The sequence below is a fragment of the Williamsia sp. z34 genome, assembly GCF_059553395.1.
Genome location: NZ_JCANWW010000002.1, coordinates 677128 through 696197, shown reverse-complemented (window position 1 = coordinate 696197; position 19070 = coordinate 677128). Strand labels below are relative to the sequence as shown.

18 protein-coding genes are annotated in these 19070 nt (G+C 64.1%); 8 read left to right on the top strand and 10 right to left on the bottom strand.

Going from position 1 to position 19070, the window contains the following annotated elements; translation table 11 throughout:
- Positions 1 to 446 precede the first annotated feature (446 nt).
- Positions 447 to 1109, top strand: a complete 663-nt coding sequence (locus AC51GT_RS07600; RefSeq protein WP_496325666.1) for a nitroreductase family protein — start codon at positions 447 to 449, stop codon at positions 1107 to 1109.
- A gap of 37 nt (positions 1110 to 1146) precedes the next feature.
- Here the strand turns inward: AC51GT_RS07600 and AC51GT_RS07595 are convergent, their stop codons facing one another.
- The 4 genes from AC51GT_RS07595 to AC51GT_RS07580 all read right to left on the bottom strand — a co-directional run bounded on the left by AC51GT_RS07595 (position 1147) and on the right by AC51GT_RS07580 (position 5494).
- Positions 1147 to 2343, bottom strand: a complete 1197-nt coding sequence (locus tag AC51GT_RS07595; RefSeq protein WP_496328354.1) for a metallophosphoesterase — start codon at positions 2341 to 2343, stop codon at positions 1147 to 1149.
- 168 nt (positions 2344 to 2511) lie between these two features.
- The gene (locus AC51GT_RS07590; protein WP_496328353.1) at positions 2512 to 3777 is read right to left on the bottom strand and encodes an amidohydrolase family protein; all 1266 of its coding nucleotides are present in this window, start codon (positions 3775 to 3777) and stop codon (positions 2512 to 2514) included.
- A gap of 114 nt (positions 3778 to 3891) precedes the next feature.
- Positions 3892 to 4710 (bottom strand): mycofactocin-coupled SDR family oxidoreductase, encoded by an 819-nt coding sequence (locus AC51GT_RS07585; protein ID WP_496325663.1) that lies wholly within the window; start codon positions 4708 to 4710, stop codon positions 3892 to 3894.
- Positions 4711 to 4813: 103 nt separating this feature from the next.
- Positions 4814 to 5494 (bottom strand): TetR/AcrR family transcriptional regulator, encoded by a 681-nt coding sequence (locus AC51GT_RS07580; protein ID WP_496328352.1) that lies wholly within the window; start codon positions 5492 to 5494, stop codon positions 4814 to 4816.
- Positions 5495 to 5640: 146 nt separating this feature from the next.
- On the opposite strand from AC51GT_RS07580, the gene AC51GT_RS07575 reads away from it, so the two are divergent.
- The 3 genes from AC51GT_RS07575 to AC51GT_RS07565 all read left to right on the top strand — a co-directional run bounded on the left by AC51GT_RS07575 (position 5641) and on the right by AC51GT_RS07565 (position 8958).
- Positions 5641 to 6864 (top strand): oxygenase MpaB family protein, encoded by a 1224-nt coding sequence (locus tag AC51GT_RS07575; protein WP_496325661.1) that lies wholly within the window; start codon positions 5641 to 5643, stop codon positions 6862 to 6864.
- Positions 6865 to 6991: 127 nt separating this feature from the next.
- On the top strand, positions 6992 to 7429 hold the full coding sequence (locus tag AC51GT_RS07570) for a VOC family protein (protein WP_496328351.1): 438 nt from the start codon (positions 6992 to 6994) through the stop codon (positions 7427 to 7429).
- A 74-nt stretch (positions 7430 to 7503) separates the two neighbouring features.
- Positions 7504 to 8958 (top strand): carotenoid oxygenase family protein, encoded by a 1455-nt coding sequence (locus tag AC51GT_RS07565; protein ID WP_496328350.1) that lies wholly within the window; start codon positions 7504 to 7506, stop codon positions 8956 to 8958.
- A 53-nt stretch (positions 8959 to 9011) separates the two neighbouring features.
- Here AC51GT_RS07565 and AC51GT_RS07560 read toward each other — a convergent pair whose 3' ends face one another.
- The 4 genes from AC51GT_RS07560 to AC51GT_RS07545 all read right to left on the bottom strand — a co-directional run bounded on the left by AC51GT_RS07560 (position 9012) and on the right by AC51GT_RS07545 (position 12990).
- Positions 9012 to 9728, bottom strand: coding sequence for a (2Fe-2S)-binding protein (locus AC51GT_RS07560; protein ID WP_496328349.1), 717 nt, complete (start codon positions 9726 to 9728; stop codon positions 9012 to 9014).
- Between the two features lie 167 nt (positions 9729 to 9895).
- Positions 9896 to 12127, bottom strand: a complete 2232-nt coding sequence (gene katG, locus AC51GT_RS07555) for a catalase/peroxidase HPI (protein WP_496328348.1) — start codon at positions 12125 to 12127, stop codon at positions 9896 to 9898.
- A 36-nt stretch (positions 12128 to 12163) separates the two neighbouring features.
- Complete coding sequence (locus tag AC51GT_RS07550; RefSeq protein ID WP_496325656.1) at positions 12164 to 12607, bottom strand: Fur family transcriptional regulator; 444 nt, start codon at positions 12605 to 12607, stop codon at positions 12164 to 12166.
- Between the two features lie 77 nt (positions 12608 to 12684).
- Positions 12685 to 12990 carry a hypothetical protein gene (locus tag AC51GT_RS07545; RefSeq protein ID WP_496328347.1) on the bottom strand — a complete coding sequence of 102 codons (306 nt, stop codon included), beginning with the start codon at positions 12988 to 12990 and terminating at the stop codon, positions 12685 to 12687.
- Positions 12991 to 13307: 317 nt separating this feature from the next.
- On the opposite strand from AC51GT_RS07545, the gene AC51GT_RS07540 reads away from it, so the two are divergent.
- The 4 genes from AC51GT_RS07540 to AC51GT_RS07525 all read left to right on the top strand — a co-directional run bounded on the left by AC51GT_RS07540 (position 13308) and on the right by AC51GT_RS07525 (position 16682).
- Positions 13308 to 13742 carry an ArsI/CadI family heavy metal resistance metalloenzyme gene (locus tag AC51GT_RS07540; RefSeq protein WP_496325654.1) on the top strand — a complete coding sequence of 145 codons (435 nt, stop codon included), beginning with the start codon at positions 13308 to 13310 and terminating at the stop codon, positions 13740 to 13742.
- 104 nt (positions 13743 to 13846) lie between these two features.
- Positions 13847 to 14254, top strand: coding sequence for an Rv0313 family protein (locus AC51GT_RS07535; RefSeq protein WP_496325653.1), 408 nt, complete (start codon positions 13847 to 13849; stop codon positions 14252 to 14254).
- 154 nt (positions 14255 to 14408) lie between these two features.
- Positions 14409 to 15614: a lipase family protein gene (locus tag AC51GT_RS07530; protein WP_496328346.1), complete on the top strand. Its 1206-nt coding sequence runs from the start codon at positions 14409 to 14411 to the stop codon at positions 15612 to 15614.
- Positions 15615 to 15707: 93 nt separating this feature from the next.
- Entirely contained in the window at positions 15708 to 16682 is a 975-nt protein-coding gene (locus tag AC51GT_RS07525) for a PfkB family carbohydrate kinase (protein ID WP_496325651.1), read from the top strand.
- Positions 16683 to 16776: 94 nt separating this feature from the next.
- Here AC51GT_RS07525 and AC51GT_RS07520 read toward each other — a convergent pair whose 3' ends face one another.
- On the bottom strand, positions 16777 to 18201 hold the full coding sequence (locus tag AC51GT_RS07520; RefSeq protein WP_496325650.1) for an MmgE/PrpD family protein: 1425 nt from the start codon (positions 18199 to 18201) through the stop codon (positions 16777 to 16779).
- A complete protein-coding gene (locus AC51GT_RS07515; RefSeq protein WP_496325649.1) occupies positions 18198 to 19025 on the bottom strand; it encodes a cyclase family protein in 828 nt (275 codons plus the stop codon). The genes AC51GT_RS07520 and AC51GT_RS07515 overlap by 4 nt, the downstream gene beginning before the upstream one ends.
- Positions 19026 to 19070 lie beyond the last annotated feature (45 nt).

Sequence of the window (19070 nt, the reverse complement as noted above, 5' to 3'; positions counted from 1 at the left end):
GTTGCGGGGTCGGAAGCCTACTGGAGCGGGCAGCGACGCTGGTGCCCGGTCAGCGGTCGATCAGGGCAGTCCGGCGAGGAAGAAACGAAGGATGTCCATCGCCCACGGATTGGTATTGAGGAATACGTCGATGGCGGCGTCAATTGGTGAGTACAAAGAAATCCCAGCTCCTCCAGATATGTCCGCAGCCCTCGTGCGTACGAGGGCTGCGGAGCGCGTGTCAGTTGAACACCTTACTGGACGACTGGTACGTATGAAGATCAGATTTCGGTGTTATTGCTTCTGATCGCGGATTCGGGTCGGATCCACGCAGGTCGTCGCTGTTGGCGTGAGCACGCCTGACGTGACATGAGAGAGTGACCTAGACAAATCACCGAATTGTCGGGTCAGTTCGCAGCGCCGGGCGTGTCCTTCGAGGCCGGTCCGGGATGGGGTAGGAGTGTTGTATGGGTGAGACGACGACGGATGTCTGGGAAGCGATGTCGACCGCTCGCGCGATCCGGAGATTCACCGACGAGCCCGTCGACGACGCCACGTTGGCCCGCTGCCTGCAAGCTGCTTCCTGGGCGCCGTCGGGCGCCAACGCGCAGGCCTGGCGGTTCGTCGTGTTGCGATCCCCGGAGCAACGGGTCGTGGTCGGCAAGGCAGCCAAACATGCGCTCGATGTGATCGAGCCGGTGTATGGGATGTCGCGCCCGGCCGACGACGACAACAGCCGTCGCGCGCGGACGAACCGCGCGACATACGAATTGCATGACCGCGCCGGGGAATTCACCTCGGTCCTCTTCGTCCAGCAGAACTTCGACACCGCGTCCGAGCTGTTGCTCGGCGGATCGATCTTCCCGGCGATGCAGAACTTCCTGCTCGCGGCCCGCTCTCAGGGGTTGGGTGCCTGCCTGACCGGCTGGGCGTCCTACGAGGGCGAGCCGCTCTTCCGGGAGGCGGTCGGTGTCCCGGCGGACTGGATCATCGCCGGACACGTCGTGGTCGGATGGCCACGTGGGCGCCACGGCCCCGTTCGCCGAAAGCCGCTGCGCGACATCGTGTCCCTGGACCGATGGGACGGAGAACCAGGTGCGCTGGCGGATGCGCCGTCCCCGGTGAGCTGATCGGTCAGGGTCGCTATGACGTCGACGCGCTGTCGTGTCAGGCCTTGCGCTGGAGTTCGAGGACGGTGATCTCGGGCGGTGCACCGACCCGCACCGGTGGCCCCCAGGCGCCGGCCCCGCGCGTGGTGTACAGAACCGTGTCACCGACCCGATCGAGTCCGGATACCGAAGGTTGTTGCAGGCCAACGAGGTAATTGAACGGCCACATCTGGCCGCCGTGCGTGTGCCCGGACACCTGCAGGTCGACCCCGAGGTCTGACGCCTCGAACGCCTGGCGTGGTTCATGTGCCACCAGCAACGTGAAGGTGGCGGGATCGTGACCGTCCAGCGCGGCCGGAAGATCCGGTTCGTACGGTTGCGGCGAGGTGTAGTCGTGGATTCCGACGATGTCGATGCTCGCGCCGCCCCGTTCGATCGATACCCGCTCGTTTCGTAAGGTCCGGATTCCCAACCGATCCCACACATCGAGCCAGCGTCCGCCGTCGTCGGCATAGAACTCGTGATTGCCGCTGACGCCGTACACACCCAACGGTGCGGACAGACCGGCCAGCGGCTCGAGGTCGGCGGCAACATTGGTGACCGTACCGTCGATGAGGTCGCCGGCGATGACGATCAGGTCCGGGCGCTGTTCGTTGACCAGCTTCACGACTCGTTCGGTGAACCCGACGCCGCGGGCCGGACCGACGTGCAGATCCGACACGAGCGCGACCCTGAGACCGTTGAATTCTGCCGGAAGGCGGGGGAGTGCCACCGAGACATCGACGACCTTCGGTTGTGCCGCAACGATCACGCCGTAGGTTGTGGTGACCAGCGCTCCGGCGACCACCGCGGCGGTCGCCACGCGCACCACCAACAGTCGCTTGCCCCCGGTTGCCCGCTCATCACTCGACCCGTCGCCGCTGGATTCGTCGGAACCGGTGCGCGATCGGCGCCGGCGCAGTGCTCCGATCAGTCGGGACGATGCAGATCCGATGGCGATCAGGAGCAGCCCGAGGATCAGATAGAAGCCGACCCCGAGCCACACCCATCCGGCGAATCCGAGTGGCCGGGCCCACCGGGTGTCGAATTGGTCGCCACTGCCCATCCCGATGACCGCGAGCACCCACAGGAGGGTGAGGGCACAGTCGACAACGATCGACCACGGTCGTGGAAGTCTGGTCGCCCGGACAAGTCTGCGGTGAAACCAGTAGGTCAACAGCGCGGCCACAACCGCAAAGGCCACCAGACGGATCATCGACCTACCGGATTCGGGAGATGGGGCAAGCTCTGCTCAGTCATATCCCGACCAGGCTAGCGGCGAACGCGTGGAAGGCGGTCACCGCAGGTGCGGTCACCGTCGATCGGTCACATGGGTGTGGCCCACCGGATCAGATCCGATGGGCCACAATCACACAGCGATCTTCTACGTGTTGGCGAGCTCGTAGCGTCGGCGGTACTCCTCTTTCGAGGTCTCGTTGATATCGACATCCTTGGCCCGGGCGCGCAGTGCGCCCACGGTCGCCTGCTCGCGTGGGGTGTGCTCGAACGGATCCCAGTTGAAGAACTTGGCGACGTTTCCGAAGGTGACCTTGTCGATCTCATCGTCGGTCAGGCCGGCAGCGTCCAGTTCGGGCTTCAGCGTCTCCGGTGACAACGGCCAGGTGGAGTCCGAATGCGGGTAGTCGCATTCCCATGCGATGGTGTCGATCCCGATGTGATCACGGTTGTTCAAGCCGCTCGGTTCCGTGATGTAGCAGGCCAGGAAGTTCTTCTTCCACACATCGGTGGGCGACATCCCCTTGGGCGTGAACGACTTACCGGTCCACGACTGGTTGACCACGTGGCGTTCGAGGCGATCGAGCCACGGTGCGACCCAGCCGATGCCACCCTCGCTCATCGCGAACTTGAGCTCGGGGAACTTCAGGAAGACACCGCTGAGCATGACGTCGTTGGCCGCGATCGTGGAGATCAACGGGGTCAGCACCATCATGTCGTCGATGTTGAAGCCCTCGGGCCGCTGGACCAGGCCGAAGCCACCACCGATATGCAGGCTCAGCACGATGCCGTGTTCGACGCAGGCGGCGAAGATCGGGTCCCAGTAGCCGGATTCGAAACTGGGGAAGCCCATGCCGTACGGGGTTTCCGGGATACTGATCGACCGGCATCCCATGGCGGCGAGCCGGTGGACTTCCTTGACCGACTCGTCGACGTCGAAGAACGGAAGGATGCCGAGCGGGATGAACCGTCCGGGATGGGCGCCGGGGACCTCACCGACAACCCAATCGTTGAACGCCTTGCATGCCGCCAGCGACAGTTTCTTGTCGGGCAGGCTTGCCAGGTGCGTTCCGGCAAAGCCGGGGAACGTGGCAAAGAGCGTGGCCGCGAGGGTGCCGTTGGCATCCATGTCACGCACGCGAAGGTCCATATCGTAGACGCCGGGCCGCATCTCGGCGTAGCCGGTCGGGTCCATGCCCCACTCGTTCTTCGGCCAGGACACCACGGCGTTGAGGCCGGAGCTGCCGACCACCTTGTCCTGGAACAGCCAGGCTTGGACCTTTGGGTTGCGCGGATTGGCAGTCAGCTTCGGTGCCTGATCCATGAGGCTCTTGGGGAAGTGCTTTTCAAAGATGTCGGCAGGTTCGACCACGTGATCGTCGATGCTCACCATCACCATGTCGTCAATATTCATCGGAGTCCTCTCGTACTGGGCTGCAGTGCCCCGGGGGCAGGCCTACGAGAATGCTACTCTCATTCGCAGAGAACATGAATCTTTTCAGCTGATTGAATGTTGGATTGTTCCGTCCTACTCGAGCCCGTTCGAGAGGATGAGCGTCTCGCCGGACTTGCATCGCCCGTGATCGGACACCAGGTAGAGCACCGCGTTGGCCACATCTTCGGGTTCCAGCAAGCCGGGACGTGGACGACCCCGCGCGAAGACGGTTTCGACGTCTTTCAAGGTCGGTTCGTCGAGATCCGGTCGGATCATCCGATACGTTGACGGGTTGTGGATCATCGGCGTGTTCACACCTGACGGAAGGACTGCGTTGACCGTGATCCCGCGCTCCGCGACCTCGTAGGCGACCGACTTCACCAGTGCGACAACGCCGGCCTTGGCGGCGGCGTAGTGGCCCGCGTTGGTGGCTCCGGTGCCGGCAACAATCGATGAGGTGGCAACGAGCCGACCGGATCCGGCATCGATCATGTGTGGCAGGGTCGCCCGGAATGTATTGAACACGCCCGTGAGATTCACATCGATCATGGTCTGCCACCGCTGTGCGGACATCGTGGCGATCGGGCCCGAACTCGCGATCCCCGCGTTGGCCACGACGACATCGATCGAGCCGAACATGACGGTCGCGCGGTCGACGAGGTCCTGCAATGACAACAGGTCGCGAACGTCTGCGACAGCGGACAAGCATCTGCGGTCGAGCGCTTCGACCATCCTGACCGTGTCTGCGAGGTCGTCGGGGGTGGGCGCAGGATAGTCGATGTCGTGAACCGGTGCCGCGATGTCGCACAGGACGACGTCGGCTCCTTCGCGGGCCAGGGTCACGGCGTGGGCCCGGCCTTGGCCGCGTGCGGCTCCGGTGACGAATGCGACCTTGCCCTCGAGTGCACCCATGCCGATTCGCCTCTCGTGTGGTCAGATCTCCGACCCCCGGCTCGGGTTGTCCAGGGTGCCGACGATGTAGACCGCAAGGGGCGGCTGAACTCATCGGCGTCTGTCAGTGCGAGTTCTTCGGCGGATCGAGCATGGGTACGAGGAACTGCCAGGCGATTGCTGCCAGTTCGTCGTCGTTGTCCAGGTCGATGACGTGGCTCGGAATGGCCAGGAACGACGCCGAGATCCGGACCATCATCTCGGCAACGAGGTCGGTATCGAGGTCTGTCGAGACGTTGCCCGCACGTTGCTCCTGGCGTAGCTGGGCGGCCAGGAACTGGCGGACGGTGGCGAGCATCAGCCCCTCGTCGCCGATCATGGAACCGGCGACGAGATTCGGTTCGGCAGAGATCAGGCCGCCGATCATCGGATTGCCGCGGATCGCACGGAGTGAACTCACGAAACCCAATACCACCCGGTCAGCGGCGGATTCCGCCTGCTGGATGTCGACGAGGAATCGGTCGAAGTATCGCCGGAACTCCCGGAGCATCACCTGCTCGACCAGTTCGTCTTTGGTGGCGAATCGTCGATAGACGGTGATCCGGGACAAACCGGCCCGACGTGCCACGTCCTCCATCGATGACCGCTGGATGCCCATGCGGCAGAACTGCTCATACGCCGCGTCGAGCAGCCGCGTTCGGGTTCGATCGCCGTTGTCCGCTTGCTCCCGTGCCTGGTGAAAAGCGCGCTCGATCAAGGATCTGGATTCGGGGGATCGAGGGCTGTCGGTCGGCGCAGATGCCACTAGCCCTCCTTGTTCGGCGTCCCTGTCTCGGCACGATCATATTCCAGCTCGGCCTAACTTGTGATGTACGGCACACTCTGATAGGTATGATACAAGGAAACGTTTCCTGTTTCACTGAAACAGAATAGGAATGGGGAAAACGAACGATGGACAATCTCAACAGGCGCAGTTTGTTGAAGGCGGGCGGAATCGCCGGGGCCGCCGGAGCAGCTGCGCTGGTCGCACCCGCGACGCCGTGGACGTGGTCGCCGGCCGGTTCGGTGCCCGGGACGGGAGTCGGCGCCGACCCGCGCGGCGTATGGGATGTCGAGGCCGATCCGGTCGTCGCTGCCCTTTTCGAACGCGGCGAGGTGCAGAAAGTCAATGAACTGCTGCGTCATTGGACCAAGAACGGCCAGCCCCTCCCACAGGGATTGCCCAAGGACCTGCGGGACTTCATCGAATATGCGCGGCAACTCCCGGACTGGAGTGATCAGAAAAAGCTTGCGGACGCGGTGCGGTTCAACCAGAAGCGGGGCACGTACCTCGGCGTGATCTATGGATTTGCCAGCGGCATGATGAGCACCGTCATTCCACGGGAAGCCCGCGCGGTGTATTACTCCAAGGGTGGTGCGGACATGAAGGATCGCATCACCAAGACCGCCAAACTCGGCTACGACATCGGATCGCTCAATGCGTATCAGCCTGATGGCGAGATGGTGGTCACCTGCGTGAAGACGAGGTTGGCGCATGCCGCCGTGCGTCACCTGTTACCGCAGTCCGGCCACTGGGTGAACTCGGCCTCGGAAGAGGTGCCCATCAGTCAGGCCGACATCATGGTCACGTGGCACAGTTTGCCGACCACGGTGATGCGCAACTTCAAACGCTGGGGTGTGCCGATCGCAGCGGACGAATCCGCCGGTTTCTTGCATTCCTGGCAGTTGAGCGCCCACCTGCTCGGTGTGAAGGACGAGTACATCCCGAACTCGTGGGGCACGGCGGAATCGCAGGCCCAGCAGGTGCTCGATCCGATTCTCGCGCCGACACCCGAGGGCATCAAGCTCGCGGACATGCTCCTGGACCTCGGCATGAACCTCGACCTGACGCTGTTGAGCCGGCCGATCCTCGGAGCGTTGACCCGATTCATGCTGGGCGACAAGATCGGTGACTGGCTTCGTCTACCCACCGAACCCGTGTGGACTCCGCTACTGGAGACCGCGTGGGGCCCATACGTCGCCGTTCGTGAGGGCTTGCTCGACGTGGGCGTGCCCAAAGAGGCCTACTGGTTGTTCGATGAGTTCCTCCGTCAGTTCGTGTTGCTCTACATGTCCGAGCTGAGGATGCCGATCAACATCACGATTCCGGTCGGCAACAATCCGCGCTACAAGTAATCGACTCGTCGGGGGATTAAGGACCGAATCTGTCCTGTTGGTGTGCCAGCCTGGGCTCTGAACGGTCAGGCCTCCGGGCCATGTGACCGGGCGGCGACATGCACACCGACACAAAAGGGGCAAGGCGATGAGTCGCGAGTTTCAGGTGACATTTGATTGTGGAGATCCTGCTGCGCTGGCGGAGTTCTGGGCGGACGTGCTGGATTATCAACTGCAGTCCCCGCCGCCGGGCTTCGACTCCTGGGATGCGGCGCTCGAAGCGATGAACATCCCGCCGGAGCGTCGCAACGACGCTTCGGCGTTGGTCGGTTCGGATGGAACCGGCCCCCGGGTGTTCTTTCAGCGCGTCCCGGAGGGCAAGACCGCCAAGAATCGGGTCCACCTCGATGTTCGTGCCGTTCCGGGACTGACCGGTGAGGGGCGAATGGCTGCGTTGGAGAAGGAAGCCGCCCGCTTGGTGGAGTTCGGGGCGACCCGGGTGCAACGTTACGAGCCGGATCCGCCGCTGGGCACCGGCCACATCGTCATGACCGATCCGGAAGGGAACGAGTTCTGTCTCGACTGATCAGGTGAGGCCGACGGCTGGGGGCTCATTGAGACACTATTGATGATTCGTCTCAGCTGTGCGACGCTGCTTGGATGGGTGTTTCTGCGACGGGCCGTGCGACTGATACGACGGCCGAGGTGGGCCGCTCCCCGTGGGATTCTCAGCACGTCGAGTTCGCCTATCGGGTCGATGATGTCGAGGGGCGGATCCCCGACAATCTCAACGGTGTTCTCTACCGCATCGGACCGGGACGTCTGGATGTCGGCGGACATCCGGTGCACCACATCTTCGATGGCGACGGAATGGTCTCCAGGATCGAAATCCATTCCGGGGACGTGCATTACCGGAGCCGGTACGTGCGGACCCGGGCGTATGCGCGCGCCAACAACGCATCCCGGCCGCCGCGCGGCATCGGGACCCAGCGTGTCGGCGGGGTCTTGGCGAATGCTCTGCGTGGCCCGGCCAACATGTCCAACACAAATGTGCTGCTGCACAACAACAAGCTGTATTCGCTGTGGGAGGGTGGTCGGCCCCACCGGCTCGACCCGGAGACCCTGGCGACCATCGGCCTCGACAGCTTCAACGGAGGATTGAAGCGCCTCGGTGCCTTCTCGGCTCACCCGAAAACCGATCCGGCAACCGGGGAGACATTCAACTTCGGGCTCGACTTCTTTCCCCGGCCGATGATCCGTTGCTACCGTCTCGCGCCGGGCGGCAGCTTTGCCGAGATCCAGAGGATCCCGATATCCAGGCTGGGTTTCATCCACGACTTCGCCCTCACCCGGCGGTACCTCGTGTTCATCATCGATCCGATCGTGGTCAAGAACCCGGTCCCGGCCGTTCTCGGGCTGCGGCCGATGGACGATGCTCTGACCTTCGAGCCGGACCGCGGGACCCGCATCGTCCTGGTGCCCAGGTCCGGCGGTGCACCGATCAGCATCGATCACGAGGCGCTGTTCCATTTCCACGTCAACAACGCCTACGACGGCGATGCCGAGACCGTCGTCGAACTCGTTGCGCATGATCAGAAGTGGGGTTGGGAAGGATGGAACGAGCATCTGCACAACTTCCGGGACAACCCCGGGCCGGCGTTCGGTGGCACCTTGAAACGGCTCACCATCAACCGTGACACCCGCAAGGTCACCGAGGAGCAACTCAACGATGCCGGGTGTGAGTTCCCTCAACTCGATCAGCGAAAGACCACTGTGCCGCATCGGTTCTCGTACCTCGCCGAGGCGTCGATCGCCGGTGGCAACCCGGATACCATCACCACCATCGACCACAGTAGCGGGACGCAGCGCAGGTATGTCGCCGCTGCCGGGGGCACGATCTGTGAGCCGCTCTTCGCTCCGGACGACACCTCAGGCGCCGAAGGAGATGGTTGGCTGTTGACCCTGGAACATCAACCCGCATCGCAAAGGTCCCGGGTGGTTGTCCTGCCGGCGCGCGATCCAGATCGGGGACCGGTTGCCTCGATCAATCTGCGCCACCACGTCCCCATGACCTTTCACGGAGCCTTCCTCCCCGCCGCGGGCCGACCTGGGTGATCGACCCCGCAGCGGTGGGTGGGGGATCAGCGTCCCTTACTCATTGCCGGCGGTCACGATATCTCCGTTGCTGGGCCGGTCGTGGGCGGCGAGGGGAACGGGCAGTCTCCGCAGACACCTCCGGTGGGCGTGCGGTAGAAGAGGCAGCAGCTGCGTCGCCGATGGCTGAGCGGCTCGACGGTGAGTTGGAGGCGGGGATCATCGAGGAGGGCGGACACCCAGCGGGAGTGGCTGTCGCCGGTTATCCGGGCGGCGCCCAGTAGTGCCGAAGTGGTGTTGCCCCAAAGCAATCCGGGCGCCACGATGTCTCGCCACGCTTCGACGCAGGGGTCGAGTTGCTGGTCGAGGACCTCGACCCGGGCCGATCGCCCCATCCGTGGGTCCTCGATATGAAGCTGCAGTGATCCGTTGACACTGCGCCACAACAGTTCGTCTGGTCCCAGGTGTACGCAGCGGCCGTCGTCCTGACGGGTGCCCGCCGTGACCGACCACAACCGGGCCGCATATCCGAAGAACAACGTGGATGCGGCGACGCGGTCTTCGTCGACGTTCAGCGCGGCGGAGACTTCCCCCACGACTCGGTTCCGGACGGAACGTTCTCGGAGCGCGGCGGTGGGCTGCCAATCGCCTGCCGGCACCGGGCCGGCGCCGACGGTGAAATACGGACCCTTCTGCGCCAGCCGGGCGAGCATGGCTGTGACGTCGAAGGTGTCCTGACCGAAGGTGTGGGCGTCATGCATGGTGTGCTCCGATTTGATGTCGAACACCATCGTATGTGCCCCCGCAGGTCATGTACCTCCGGCACCGCGCCGGCTTCTCACCGGCTTCCTCTTGCGTTGTCGCTGGGACCGGCTGAATGCAACACAACGACTGCACCCCGCCTGCCAGAAGGCAAGCGGGGTGCGATCGTTCAGTTCGAACTCAGGACGGTCCGAATTCAGCGCAGGTCGAACCGGTCGTTGTTCATGACCTTGACCCACGCCGAGACGAAGTCGTTCACAAACTTTTCATCGGCATCGGCCTGTGCGTAGACCTCGGCCAGAGCACGCAGCTGTGAATGTGAACCGAACACCAGATCTGCCGGGGTGGCGGTCCACTTGGCGTCGCCGGTGGCCCGGTCCGTGCCCTGGTAGACATTCTCGTCGTTTTCCGATGGCTTCCACTCGGTACTGCCGTCGAGAAGGTTGACGAAGAAGTCGTTCGTCAAGGTTCCCAGACGGTCGGTGAAGACACCATGCGTGTTACCGGCGTGATTGCTGCCGAGGGACCGCAGGCCGCCCACGAGCACCGTTGCCTCCGGAGCGGTCAGATCGAGCATGTACGCCCGATCGAGGAACAGCGTTTCCAAATTGATCTTCTCGCCACTGCGTGAATAGTTCCGGAATCCGTCCGCGCGAGGTTCGAGGACCGAGAACGAGTCCACATCGGTGCTCTCTTGCGAAGCATCGGTCCGGCCCGGCGCGAAGGGCACCGTGACGGTGTGACCGGCTGCCTTGGCCGCTTTTTCGATACCCGCCGAACCCGCCAGCACGATCAGGTCGGCCAACGAGATCTTCTTGCCGCCCGACGCCGAATCGTTGAAGTCCTGCTGGATCTGTTCGAGGACGGGGAAGATCTTGGCCAATTCGGCGGGTTCGTTGATATCCCAGTCCTTTTGCGGCTCAAGACGGATACGTGCACCATTGGCGCCGCCACGCTTGTCCGTGCTGCGGAAGCTGCTCGCCGACGACCACGCCACATTGACCAACTGGGAGACCGACAGTCCGGAGTCTGCCAGTTTGCCCTTCAGCGCAGAAACGTCCTGGTCATCGACCAACGGATGGTCGACCGCCGGAACCGGGTCCTGCCACAGTTGCGGCTCGGGAATCCAAGGACCCAGGTAACGCGAGAGCGGACCCATGTCGCGGTGCAGCAACTTGTACCAAGCCTTCGCGAAGGCCTCGGCGAGTTGTTCCGGATTCTTCAACCAGCGCTGCGTGATCTCGGCGTAAATCGGGTCTTCGCGCAGTGCAACGTCGGTGACCAGCATCGTCGGTGCTCGTCCCGGTCCGCCGAACGGGTCGGGGATCGTGCCTGCACCGGCGCCGTCCTTGGCTGTGAACTGCCACGCGTCGGCCGGACTCTTCGTCAGCTCCCATTCGTAGCCGTAAAGGATCTCCAGGAAGCCGTTGCCCCACTGAGTAGGTGTCGATGTCCAGACGACCTCGAGTCCGCTGGTGATGGCATCTTCGGCTTTCCCCTTGCCGTAGCCGTTCTTCCAACCCAGACCTTGCTGCTCGATCGGTGCGGCCTCGGGTTCGGGTCCGATCCGATCTGCCGGGTGGGCCCCGTGGGTCTTCCCGAAACTGTGTCCGCCAACGATCAAGGCCGCGGTTTCTTCGTCGTTCATCGCCATGCGGCTGAACGTCTCGCGAATGTCTTGGGCCGCGGCGATGGGATCCGGTTTACCCTCTGGGCCTTCGGGATTCACGTAGATGAGTCCCATGGTGGTGGCGCCGAGCGGCTGGGAGAGCTCACGCTCGCCCTGGTAGCGCTTGTCGGTGCCGAGCCACTCATCTTCTGGCCCCCAGAACACCTCTTCGGGTTCCCAGATGTCCGGTCGTCCGAATCCGAAGCCGAACGTCTGGAATCCCATTGATTCCAATGCGGTGTTGCCGGCGAACACCAATAGGTCGGCCCAGGAGATCTTGTTGCCGTATTTCTGTTTGACCGGCCAGAGCAGTCGGCGCGCCTTGTCGAGATTGGCATTGTCCGGCCAACTGTTGAGGGGGGCAAAACGCTGGGCACCCTGGCCGCCACCGCCGCGACCGTCGAAGATTCGGTACGTGCCTGCGGAGTGCCAGCTCATCCGGATGAACAGGCCCCCGTAGTGGCCGTAATCAGCAGGCCAGAAGTCCTGCGAATCGGTCATCAATGCGATGAGGTCCGCCTTGAGCGCGTCGACATCGAGCTTGGCGAACTCCTTTGCATAGTCGAAGTCGGCACCGAGCGGATTCGATTTCGACGTATGGGAGTGCAGGATCGACAGGTCGATCTGCTCCGGCCACCAGTCTTTGTTCGTCAGTGGCGCATGCGCCTTGGGCTTCGGCGACGGAATCGCCGGATTCTCGCTCTCACTGGTGCTCCTTGTCCCGGTATCGGCATTGGGGGGACGGCTGTCAGAGGTCACAGGATTCCTTTCAGGCGGTGGTGAACTGGGCGGTGATCACGGATGTGACCGGTTCATGGCGGGTTCGGTGCAATCCGGACATCGACCCCAGTAGATGACCTCGGCCTCGTCGAGAACAAAGCCGTGATCGTCGGAGGCTGTGAGACAAGGGCGTTCGCCGATGGCGCAGTCCGCATCGGCGATCACCCCACAGATACGACACACCACGTGATGGTGGTTGTCACCCACCCGACTTTCGTAGCGTGCGATGTGGCCGGCCGGCTGAATGCGCCGAAGCAGCCCCGCCGTGGTCAACGTATTGAGAACGTCGTATACGGCTTGGCGCGACACGGTCGGCAGAACCACCCGCACGGCAGCGAAGATCGTTTCGGTATCGGAGTGGGGGTGGTGGTGGACAGTGTCCATCACCGCTATTCGCGGCCGGGTGACCCGAAGATCTGAACCGCGTAGCCGATCCGCGTTGTCCGGTGTGGGGGCCACGACTCCACGATAGGCACCATGGTTGTCGTCAGTGTGCGTTTTCTGGAATCAGTAAAAATTGAGTGTGGCGAGATCGGCTAGGCGTTGATGGTCATTCGTGGCCAGGGTGGCTGTTTGAGCACGGCGGCCGAGGCGAGTGTCGCCGCGATGAGGCCGGTGAGAACTCCGATCAGCGCGACTCTTGCTCCATCGATCGCAGGAGTCCAGGTGGTTTCGCCGTTGACTATCGTGTACAACCCCAACGGGACGGTTCCGCCTCGTATTGACCGACGGAACACCGGGATAACGGTCGTCTGGTCATCGATCCTGACCGGCTCGCCGTATTGGTGTCGCGGTTCTGTGCGAATCTGCGGTGCGTTGTCATCATGCTGATTCGAGTTCATCATCTGCCTGCTCTGGTGGTCAGGTGTGTACCGATCTCGCGGGCTGCCCCGTGCTCGCCGGTGGCGCCGACGAGCACGCATGTTGCTCCTCGTCGACGCGATGCTACCGCCATGGACTGATTTCCTCCATGTCAGCGCAAGGGGTGCGGTGGGCACTGTGCTGATACAAGGTTGGCCTATCCGCGAGGCGGAGACCGCCGGTGATAGTGGCCAGAAGTGCACATGGAGGGGCCCGCGCCAGTTCTTGACATATGTCGAAAAGGTGGCACTCTGGGCAGGAGTAATTAGATGTATGTCATACAGGTGGAGGTGGTGTCATGTCCCGTGTTCAGCTCGCCCTCAATGTCGATGATCTCGACGCGGCGGTCACGTTCTATTCGAAGTTGTTCAACGTCGAGCCTGCGAAGCGCAAGCCGGGCTATGCCAATTTTGCCGTCGTCGAACCGCCGCTGAAACTAGTCCTGATCGAGAATCCGGGCAAGGGTGGCTTGCTCAATCATCTGGGCGTCGAGGTGGATTCAAGCGAAAAAGTTCACGCCGAGATCGCGCGACTTGGCGACGAGGGCTTGTTCACCGCCGAAGAGATCGGCACCACCTGTTGTTTCGCCACCCAGGACAAGGTGTGGGTCACCGGGCCGGCAAACGAGAAGTGGGAGGTTTATACGGTTCTCGCCGATTCGGAGACATTCGGTACGTCGCCGCAGCTTCTGGCCGAAGACGGCGCTTCTGGTGGACCCTGCTGCGTGGGTTGACGGTTACGGGCCGGCCTCCTCGGTTGTCGGCCACGACCTGCATCGGACCCGGACAACGCTTCGTGCGTGCACACTGGAGTGGACCACTACAAGGAGTGAGAGCTATGAGCACCAACGGACCGTTCGGTTTCGATCCCGAAGACATCGACCGCATCGCCCGCGAAGCCGGCGACGGGCTACGCGACCTGTTCGGCCAGGTCGCCAAGGGTATGTCGCAATCAGGCGGCGAGCAGCCCCTCGTGGCGTTCTTCAGTGAGTCGATGTTCGGCAACTCCGCCGCAAAGGCCAAGCCCGCGGCGCCAACTCCGGAAACCGCCGGTGACACCGGTGACGGCGTGTGGGCCATCTACACGGTGGACGAGGATGGAACAGCGCGCATCGACCAGGTGTTCGCGTCTGAACTCGACGCTCTGCGTTCGCACAAGGACAACGTCGATCCGCGACGCAAGGTCCGGTTCTTGCCGTATGGGGTGTCGGTGGGTGTTCTCGATGACACCGGCGCCCAGGGGTGACAGTGGTACCGCGTGACAGCGCGGGATCGGTGAGGTGCGGGTAGGCGGTCGCCGGTAGGGGGCACCGGTCGCTCGTGTCAGCACTTCACGCGGCCGCCGTCAGGTTGATGGCTGATATCGCGGTATCGACGTCTGACGCGGCTAGCATGACGGCATGTGGAGGCGGACGGTCGGCGCGATGGTGGCACTGACCTGGATCCTGCTCATCGCTGCAATCTCGCCCCCGGCATTCGCTGAGGGGGAACCCGGTTTCGCGGCCCCGCGGTGGTCCGGCCTTGATGCGCGTGACCGTCCGGCTCCGGTGGGGTCGGGTCCTGGTGTGCTCGTTGCTCAGACGGAACTCGATCCGGCCCTGACATTGACCGAGGCATCAATCGCGCATCGATTCCTTTACACCACAAGGCGTTCCGCCGATGCAGAGGTCACAACGAGTACCGCCGCCGTGTTCATTCCGGTAGGACCGGTTCCCGACGGGGGTTGGCCCGTTGTCGCCTGGGCTCACGGCACCACCGGACTCGGCGACGACTGCACACCGTCGGCTCTTCCTCGGCCCGAACAAGACGCGGCATACCTTGGTCACTGGCTGCGGCAGGGATACGCCATCGTCGCCACCGACTACGCCGGACTCGGGACGCCCGGACTCATGCAGTATCTCGGTACGGAGGCGGCGGCGCGCAGTGTCGTGGATTCGGTCATCGCAGCGCGGTCCGTCGATGTGCCGCTGGCCACGAGGTGGGCCATCGTCGGCCAGTCCCAGGGCGCAGGTGCGGCGCTCGGCGCTGCCCAGCGAGCGACAGCGCTGTCTGCCGGAACCGGGCTCGACTATCGCGGCGTGGTCGCCACCGGCACGCCCGCCTACATCGAATATCCGGGAAGCCTGTTCGGACCGGTGTTCCCGCCGATCGCCCTGCCGTCCGGACTGACCACCTACATGTTGTACATCCTGGCCGGCTTTCTCGACGCCCGCCCCGACATCGACACACGTTCGGCGTTGACGCCGCGGGCCGAACAACTCGTGGACCAGGCCCGGACACTGTGCGTCCCGGCGATGTCCGAGATCACAAACGGTCTGGACTCGCGAACAGTGTTCAGCAGGCCGCTGGCCGAGGTGCCCGGCCTGGCCGTCGCCCTGCGGGAGTACATGGCCACGCCCGATCGCGGTTATGACCGCCCGATCTTCCTCGGGCAGGGACTGCTGGACAGCGATGTGCCGGCTCCGTTCGCACTGACCTTGGCCGGCGCGCTCGCCGCCAATGGGCAACCGGTGACCTTGCGTGTCTACCCGACCGACCACGGCGGCACGGTCAGCGCCTCAACCGCCGACTCGACGCCCTGGCTGGCGACGGTGATGGCCCCGTGAATCCCTGCCGCCCGTGGAGCTCGTCGCGGCGTACGTTCCGTACTGTTTTGGCAGAAGCAGATTCAGTCGGCAAGACCCGGTGAAGGTGCCGTGATGCCGGCGGGTGAACGGAGGGAAGAAGTGACCCCACGTGTTCTGGTGGTCGGAGCGGTCAACGTCGACCTCGTGGTGGCGACCGACCGCTTGCCCGGCCCCGGGGAGACAGTTGTCGGTCCACGGGTCGAGCGCCATGGGGGCGGAAAGGGAGCCAACGCGGCCGTCGCGGCTGCACGGGCGGGCGCAGAGGTTCGCTATTGCGGGGCCGTCGGGTCCGACGATACCGGGTCAGGTGCATTGGCCGAGCTTCGCGCGGAAGGCATCGATGTCTCAGATGTGGCTGTGCTCGAAGGGGTTTCGACGGGCATGGCGCTGATCGTGGTCGACGCCGCAGGGGAGAATCAGATCGCGGTCGGCGCCGGGGCGAACGCGGTTGTCGACGCCTCATCGGTGCGGGCAGCAGTGCAGCGAGCAGCGACGTGGGCAACCTGTGTCCTGGTCAGCACCGAGATCACGCCGGACGCAGTGGCTGCCGCGGTTGAATCCGCAGCCGTTCACGGGATTCGATGTGTGCTCAATCCGGCCCCCGTGACGCCGGGCCTGTTGGATCTCTTGCGCTTTGCGCCCCTGGTCACTCCCAATGGATCCGAATTGGGTGACTTGTACCGCTTGCTCGGAGGTGACGGCGACGTCTCGGTCGAGAAGATGGCAGTGCAGGTTGCTGACCGCACCAAGGCTCCGGTCGTGGTGACCCTGGGCGGGAATGGCGTCCTGGTCGTCGAACCCGAAGGGGAGGCGACGCCGTTGCCTGCCCGATCAGACGTCACCGTTCGGGATACCACCGGCGCCGGAGACACTTTCAACGGTGTCTTCGTGACCGCCCTGGCAGCCGGAGTTCCCGTTCGGGATGCGAGCTCGCGTGGCATGACCGCGGCCACGCTCTCGGTGGGTCACGTCGGTGCGCGGGCGGGGATGCCGCGGGCGGACGCGATTGATGCCGCGTCGACATCATCTCGGCGAGGGGTCGAGTAGTCAGGCCGACACCATGCTCGGTGGCTACGACGGACCACGGCCACATACCGCTCACCGCGCAGCTCCGACCGGGCCTGCGCGGTGAGGGAGCGGATCAATCGATGAGCGCGCTCATCAGATCACTCACGGTGCCACCGTGTGCCAGGCCGAGGGCGAGTTCTCCGACGAGCTGGGTCGACTGGCCCAACGTGTTGGTTGCGTTCAGTCCGAACTTGGTCATCAGTTCCTCTGAGGACAACGGGTTCCCGGGTCCTCCGCGGTTGACGCTGATCCGGGCTTCGTGCCGGGTGCCGTCGGTGGTGACCACTGCCAGCACCGCCGGGAACTGGTTCGGGTAGATCCGGTTGCACTCCTCGTCCTCGACGCAGGTCACCTTCGCCGCGAGCGCGAGCCGGTTCTCGTCGCCGGCGCTCGCGTCGGTGAAGTCGCTGTGCCCAACACCGAGTCCACTGCCGCCGAGCAGCGCGGCTGCCACGGTGTACGGACCCGAGAACGCCGCGTGATAGCCGGACTTCGGCCGTGCCTTGTCCTCGACTGGTTGGGCAATCGTGCGCAGCACCGGACCCGAGACGCCGAGTTCGATTGACTTGATGTCGGACGGATCCACGCCGCGTTCCCGAATGGCCAGGGCGGCATCGATTCCGGCGTGCGTGAAGTGGTTGCACGGGTACGGCTTGAAGAAGATGCCCGGGAGTTCCCAGTGCTCGCCGAGCCGGTCGACGACGGCCGAGGCATCTGCCCGGTCGCCGCAGTAGGCGTTGAGGAATCCGAATCTTCCCTCGATGACGGTGGGTGGTCCGGTGAGCCCGTTCATCGCCAGTTCGGCTGCGGTCACACCGGCGTGCGCGGCCCACCCGCAATGGGCACGCTTGACGGTTCCGCCGGTGCGGTTGGCCTCGATGAGTCCGGCGCCCATGCTGGCGGCGATACCGACCGCGTGCGCGATCTTGGACTCGTCGAGCCGGTACACCATCGCGGCGGCGACGGCAGCACCGATGGCACCACAGATTGACGTCGCATGCAGGCCTCGCTCGAAGAACTCCGAGTTGCCCAAAGTTTCGTCGTAGCCGCCCATTCCGAGTCGGACGGCCACCTCGATACCGACACCGGCTGCGTCGAGCATGGTGACCGCGTCGACGCCCTCGGCCTCGGCCACGGCAAGGGCAGCCGGGATCACCGATGCGGAGGGATGCAGAACCGACGGCAGATGGGTGTCGTCGGAGTCCATCGAATGGGCGAGGGTTCCGTTGATCAGGGCTGCGGTGGCTGCCGGGAATCGCATTCCGGTGCCGATACCGGTTGCCGCCTCACGGCCACCCCAGTTCTTCGCAACCGCGATCACGGCCGCGGCCGGGGTCTCATGGCGGGCGGCAACGCTGTTGCCGACCAGATCGAGGACCCGCCGGGCCACGTCACCGCGGAGGTCGTCGGCCAGACCGTCCCGGGTGACGGTGTACGCCAATGCCGCCAGTTGCTGGACGACGGTGAGCTGGGGGGAGTCCGGTGTAACCGCGCTCATGCCGACACCACTGCCACCGGGCGAACGGGGGATCCGGTGCCGCCGACGATGCGCAGCGGCGCCATCACAAACGTGAACTCGGTGAGCTTCTGCGCCGCAGCATCTTCCAGGTTCAGGTGTTCGATGATATGGATTCCGTTCTGCACGAGCAGGATTCGGTGCACCGGCAAGACGCTGTGCCCCTTGCCTGCCGGAATGTTCTCGTAGGCGGTGGTGTCGGAACCGGTGGCGACGATGCCGAAGTCGGCCAGCCATTGCGCCGCCTCTTCGTTGGGGCCGGGTACGCCGTCGGTCTGGCCGAGGTACACGTCCTGGTTCTCGAAGTGCCGTGCCCAGCCGCTGCGGACCAGAACCACGTCCCCGCGACGCGGTGTCACTCCGGCGAGTTCCGCCGCGTTCTGCAGGTCGGTGGCGGTGATCGCGTACCCCGCAGGCAGGGTGTCCACACCGTGCAGGCCGGCGATGTCGAGGAGGATCCCCCGGGTCATCATGAAGGGGATCTGTTCAGCGCCTTTGTCTTTGAAGCGGCCGCCGGCCTGGGCCTCGTAGGCGTCGACATCCCCGTTGAGCTTGCCGCAGTCGCTGACGTGTGACAGTGCGTCCACGTGGGTACCCACATGACCGCCGGTGACGATGATCTCGTTCGCTGCCGACCCGCCGTCGGGTCGAACCATGTCGCCGTGCCGCCGGATCAGTGTCATCCGGAATCCGGGATGGTTGGGGGAGCAGGGCATCCCGGTGAAATACGGGTGGCCGAGTTCGACGTGGCGCACGCCGGCGGCGACCGCCGACATCAGTGGATCCACCGCAGTTGTTGAGGTCATCAGATACTCCTGTCGTTCGCACCGCCGGGATCTCCGGCGGCACCG

Excerpts from the sequence above, each read along its gene's own strand:
- AC51GT_RS07600 (WP_496325666.1), top strand. The coding sequence starts at position 447 with ATGGGTGAGACGACGACGGATGTCTGGGAAGCGATGTCGACCGCTCGC.
- AC51GT_RS07595 (WP_496328354.1), bottom strand. The coding sequence starts at position 2,343 with ATGATCCGTCTGGTGGCCTTTGCGGTTGTGGCCGCGCTGTTGACCTAC.
- AC51GT_RS07590 (WP_496328353.1), bottom strand. The coding sequence starts at position 3,777 with ATGAATATTGACGACATGGTGATGGTGAGCATCGACGATCACGTGGTC.
- AC51GT_RS07585 (WP_496325663.1), bottom strand. The coding sequence starts at position 4,710 with ATGGGTGCACTCGAGGGCAAGGTCGCATTCGTCACCGGAGCCGCACGC.
- AC51GT_RS07575 (WP_496325661.1), top strand. The coding sequence starts at position 5,641 with ATGGACAATCTCAACAGGCGCAGTTTGTTGAAGGCGGGCGGAATCGCC.
- AC51GT_RS07570 (WP_496328351.1), top strand. The coding sequence starts at position 6,992 with ATGAGTCGCGAGTTTCAGGTGACATTTGATTGTGGAGATCCTGCTGCG.
- AC51GT_RS07565 (WP_496328350.1), top strand. The coding sequence starts at position 7,504 with ATGGGTGTTTCTGCGACGGGCCGTGCGACTGATACGACGGCCGAGGTG.
- AC51GT_RS07560 (WP_496328349.1), bottom strand. The coding sequence starts at position 9,728 with ATGGTGTTCGACATCAAATCGGAGCACACCATGCATGACGCCCACACC.
- AC51GT_RS07545 (WP_496328347.1), bottom strand. The coding sequence starts at position 12,990 with ATGAACTCGAATCAGCATGATGACAACGCACCGCAGATTCGCACAGAA.
- AC51GT_RS07540 (WP_496325654.1), top strand. The coding sequence starts at position 13,308 with ATGTCCCGTGTTCAGCTCGCCCTCAATGTCGATGATCTCGACGCGGCG.
- AC51GT_RS07535 (WP_496325653.1), top strand. The coding sequence starts at position 13,847 with ATGAGCACCAACGGACCGTTCGGTTTCGATCCCGAAGACATCGACCGC.
- AC51GT_RS07530 (WP_496328346.1), top strand. The coding sequence starts at position 14,409 with ATGTGGAGGCGGACGGTCGGCGCGATGGTGGCACTGACCTGGATCCTG.
- AC51GT_RS07525 (WP_496325651.1), top strand. The coding sequence starts at position 15,708 with ATGCCGGCGGGTGAACGGAGGGAAGAAGTGACCCCACGTGTTCTGGTG.
- AC51GT_RS07520 (WP_496325650.1), bottom strand. The coding sequence starts at position 18,201 with ATGAGCGCGGTTACACCGGACTCCCCCCAGCTCACCGTCGTCCAGCAA.
- AC51GT_RS07515 (WP_496325649.1), bottom strand. The coding sequence starts at position 19,025 with ATGACCTCAACAACTGCGGTGGATCCACTGATGTCGGCGGTCGCCGCC.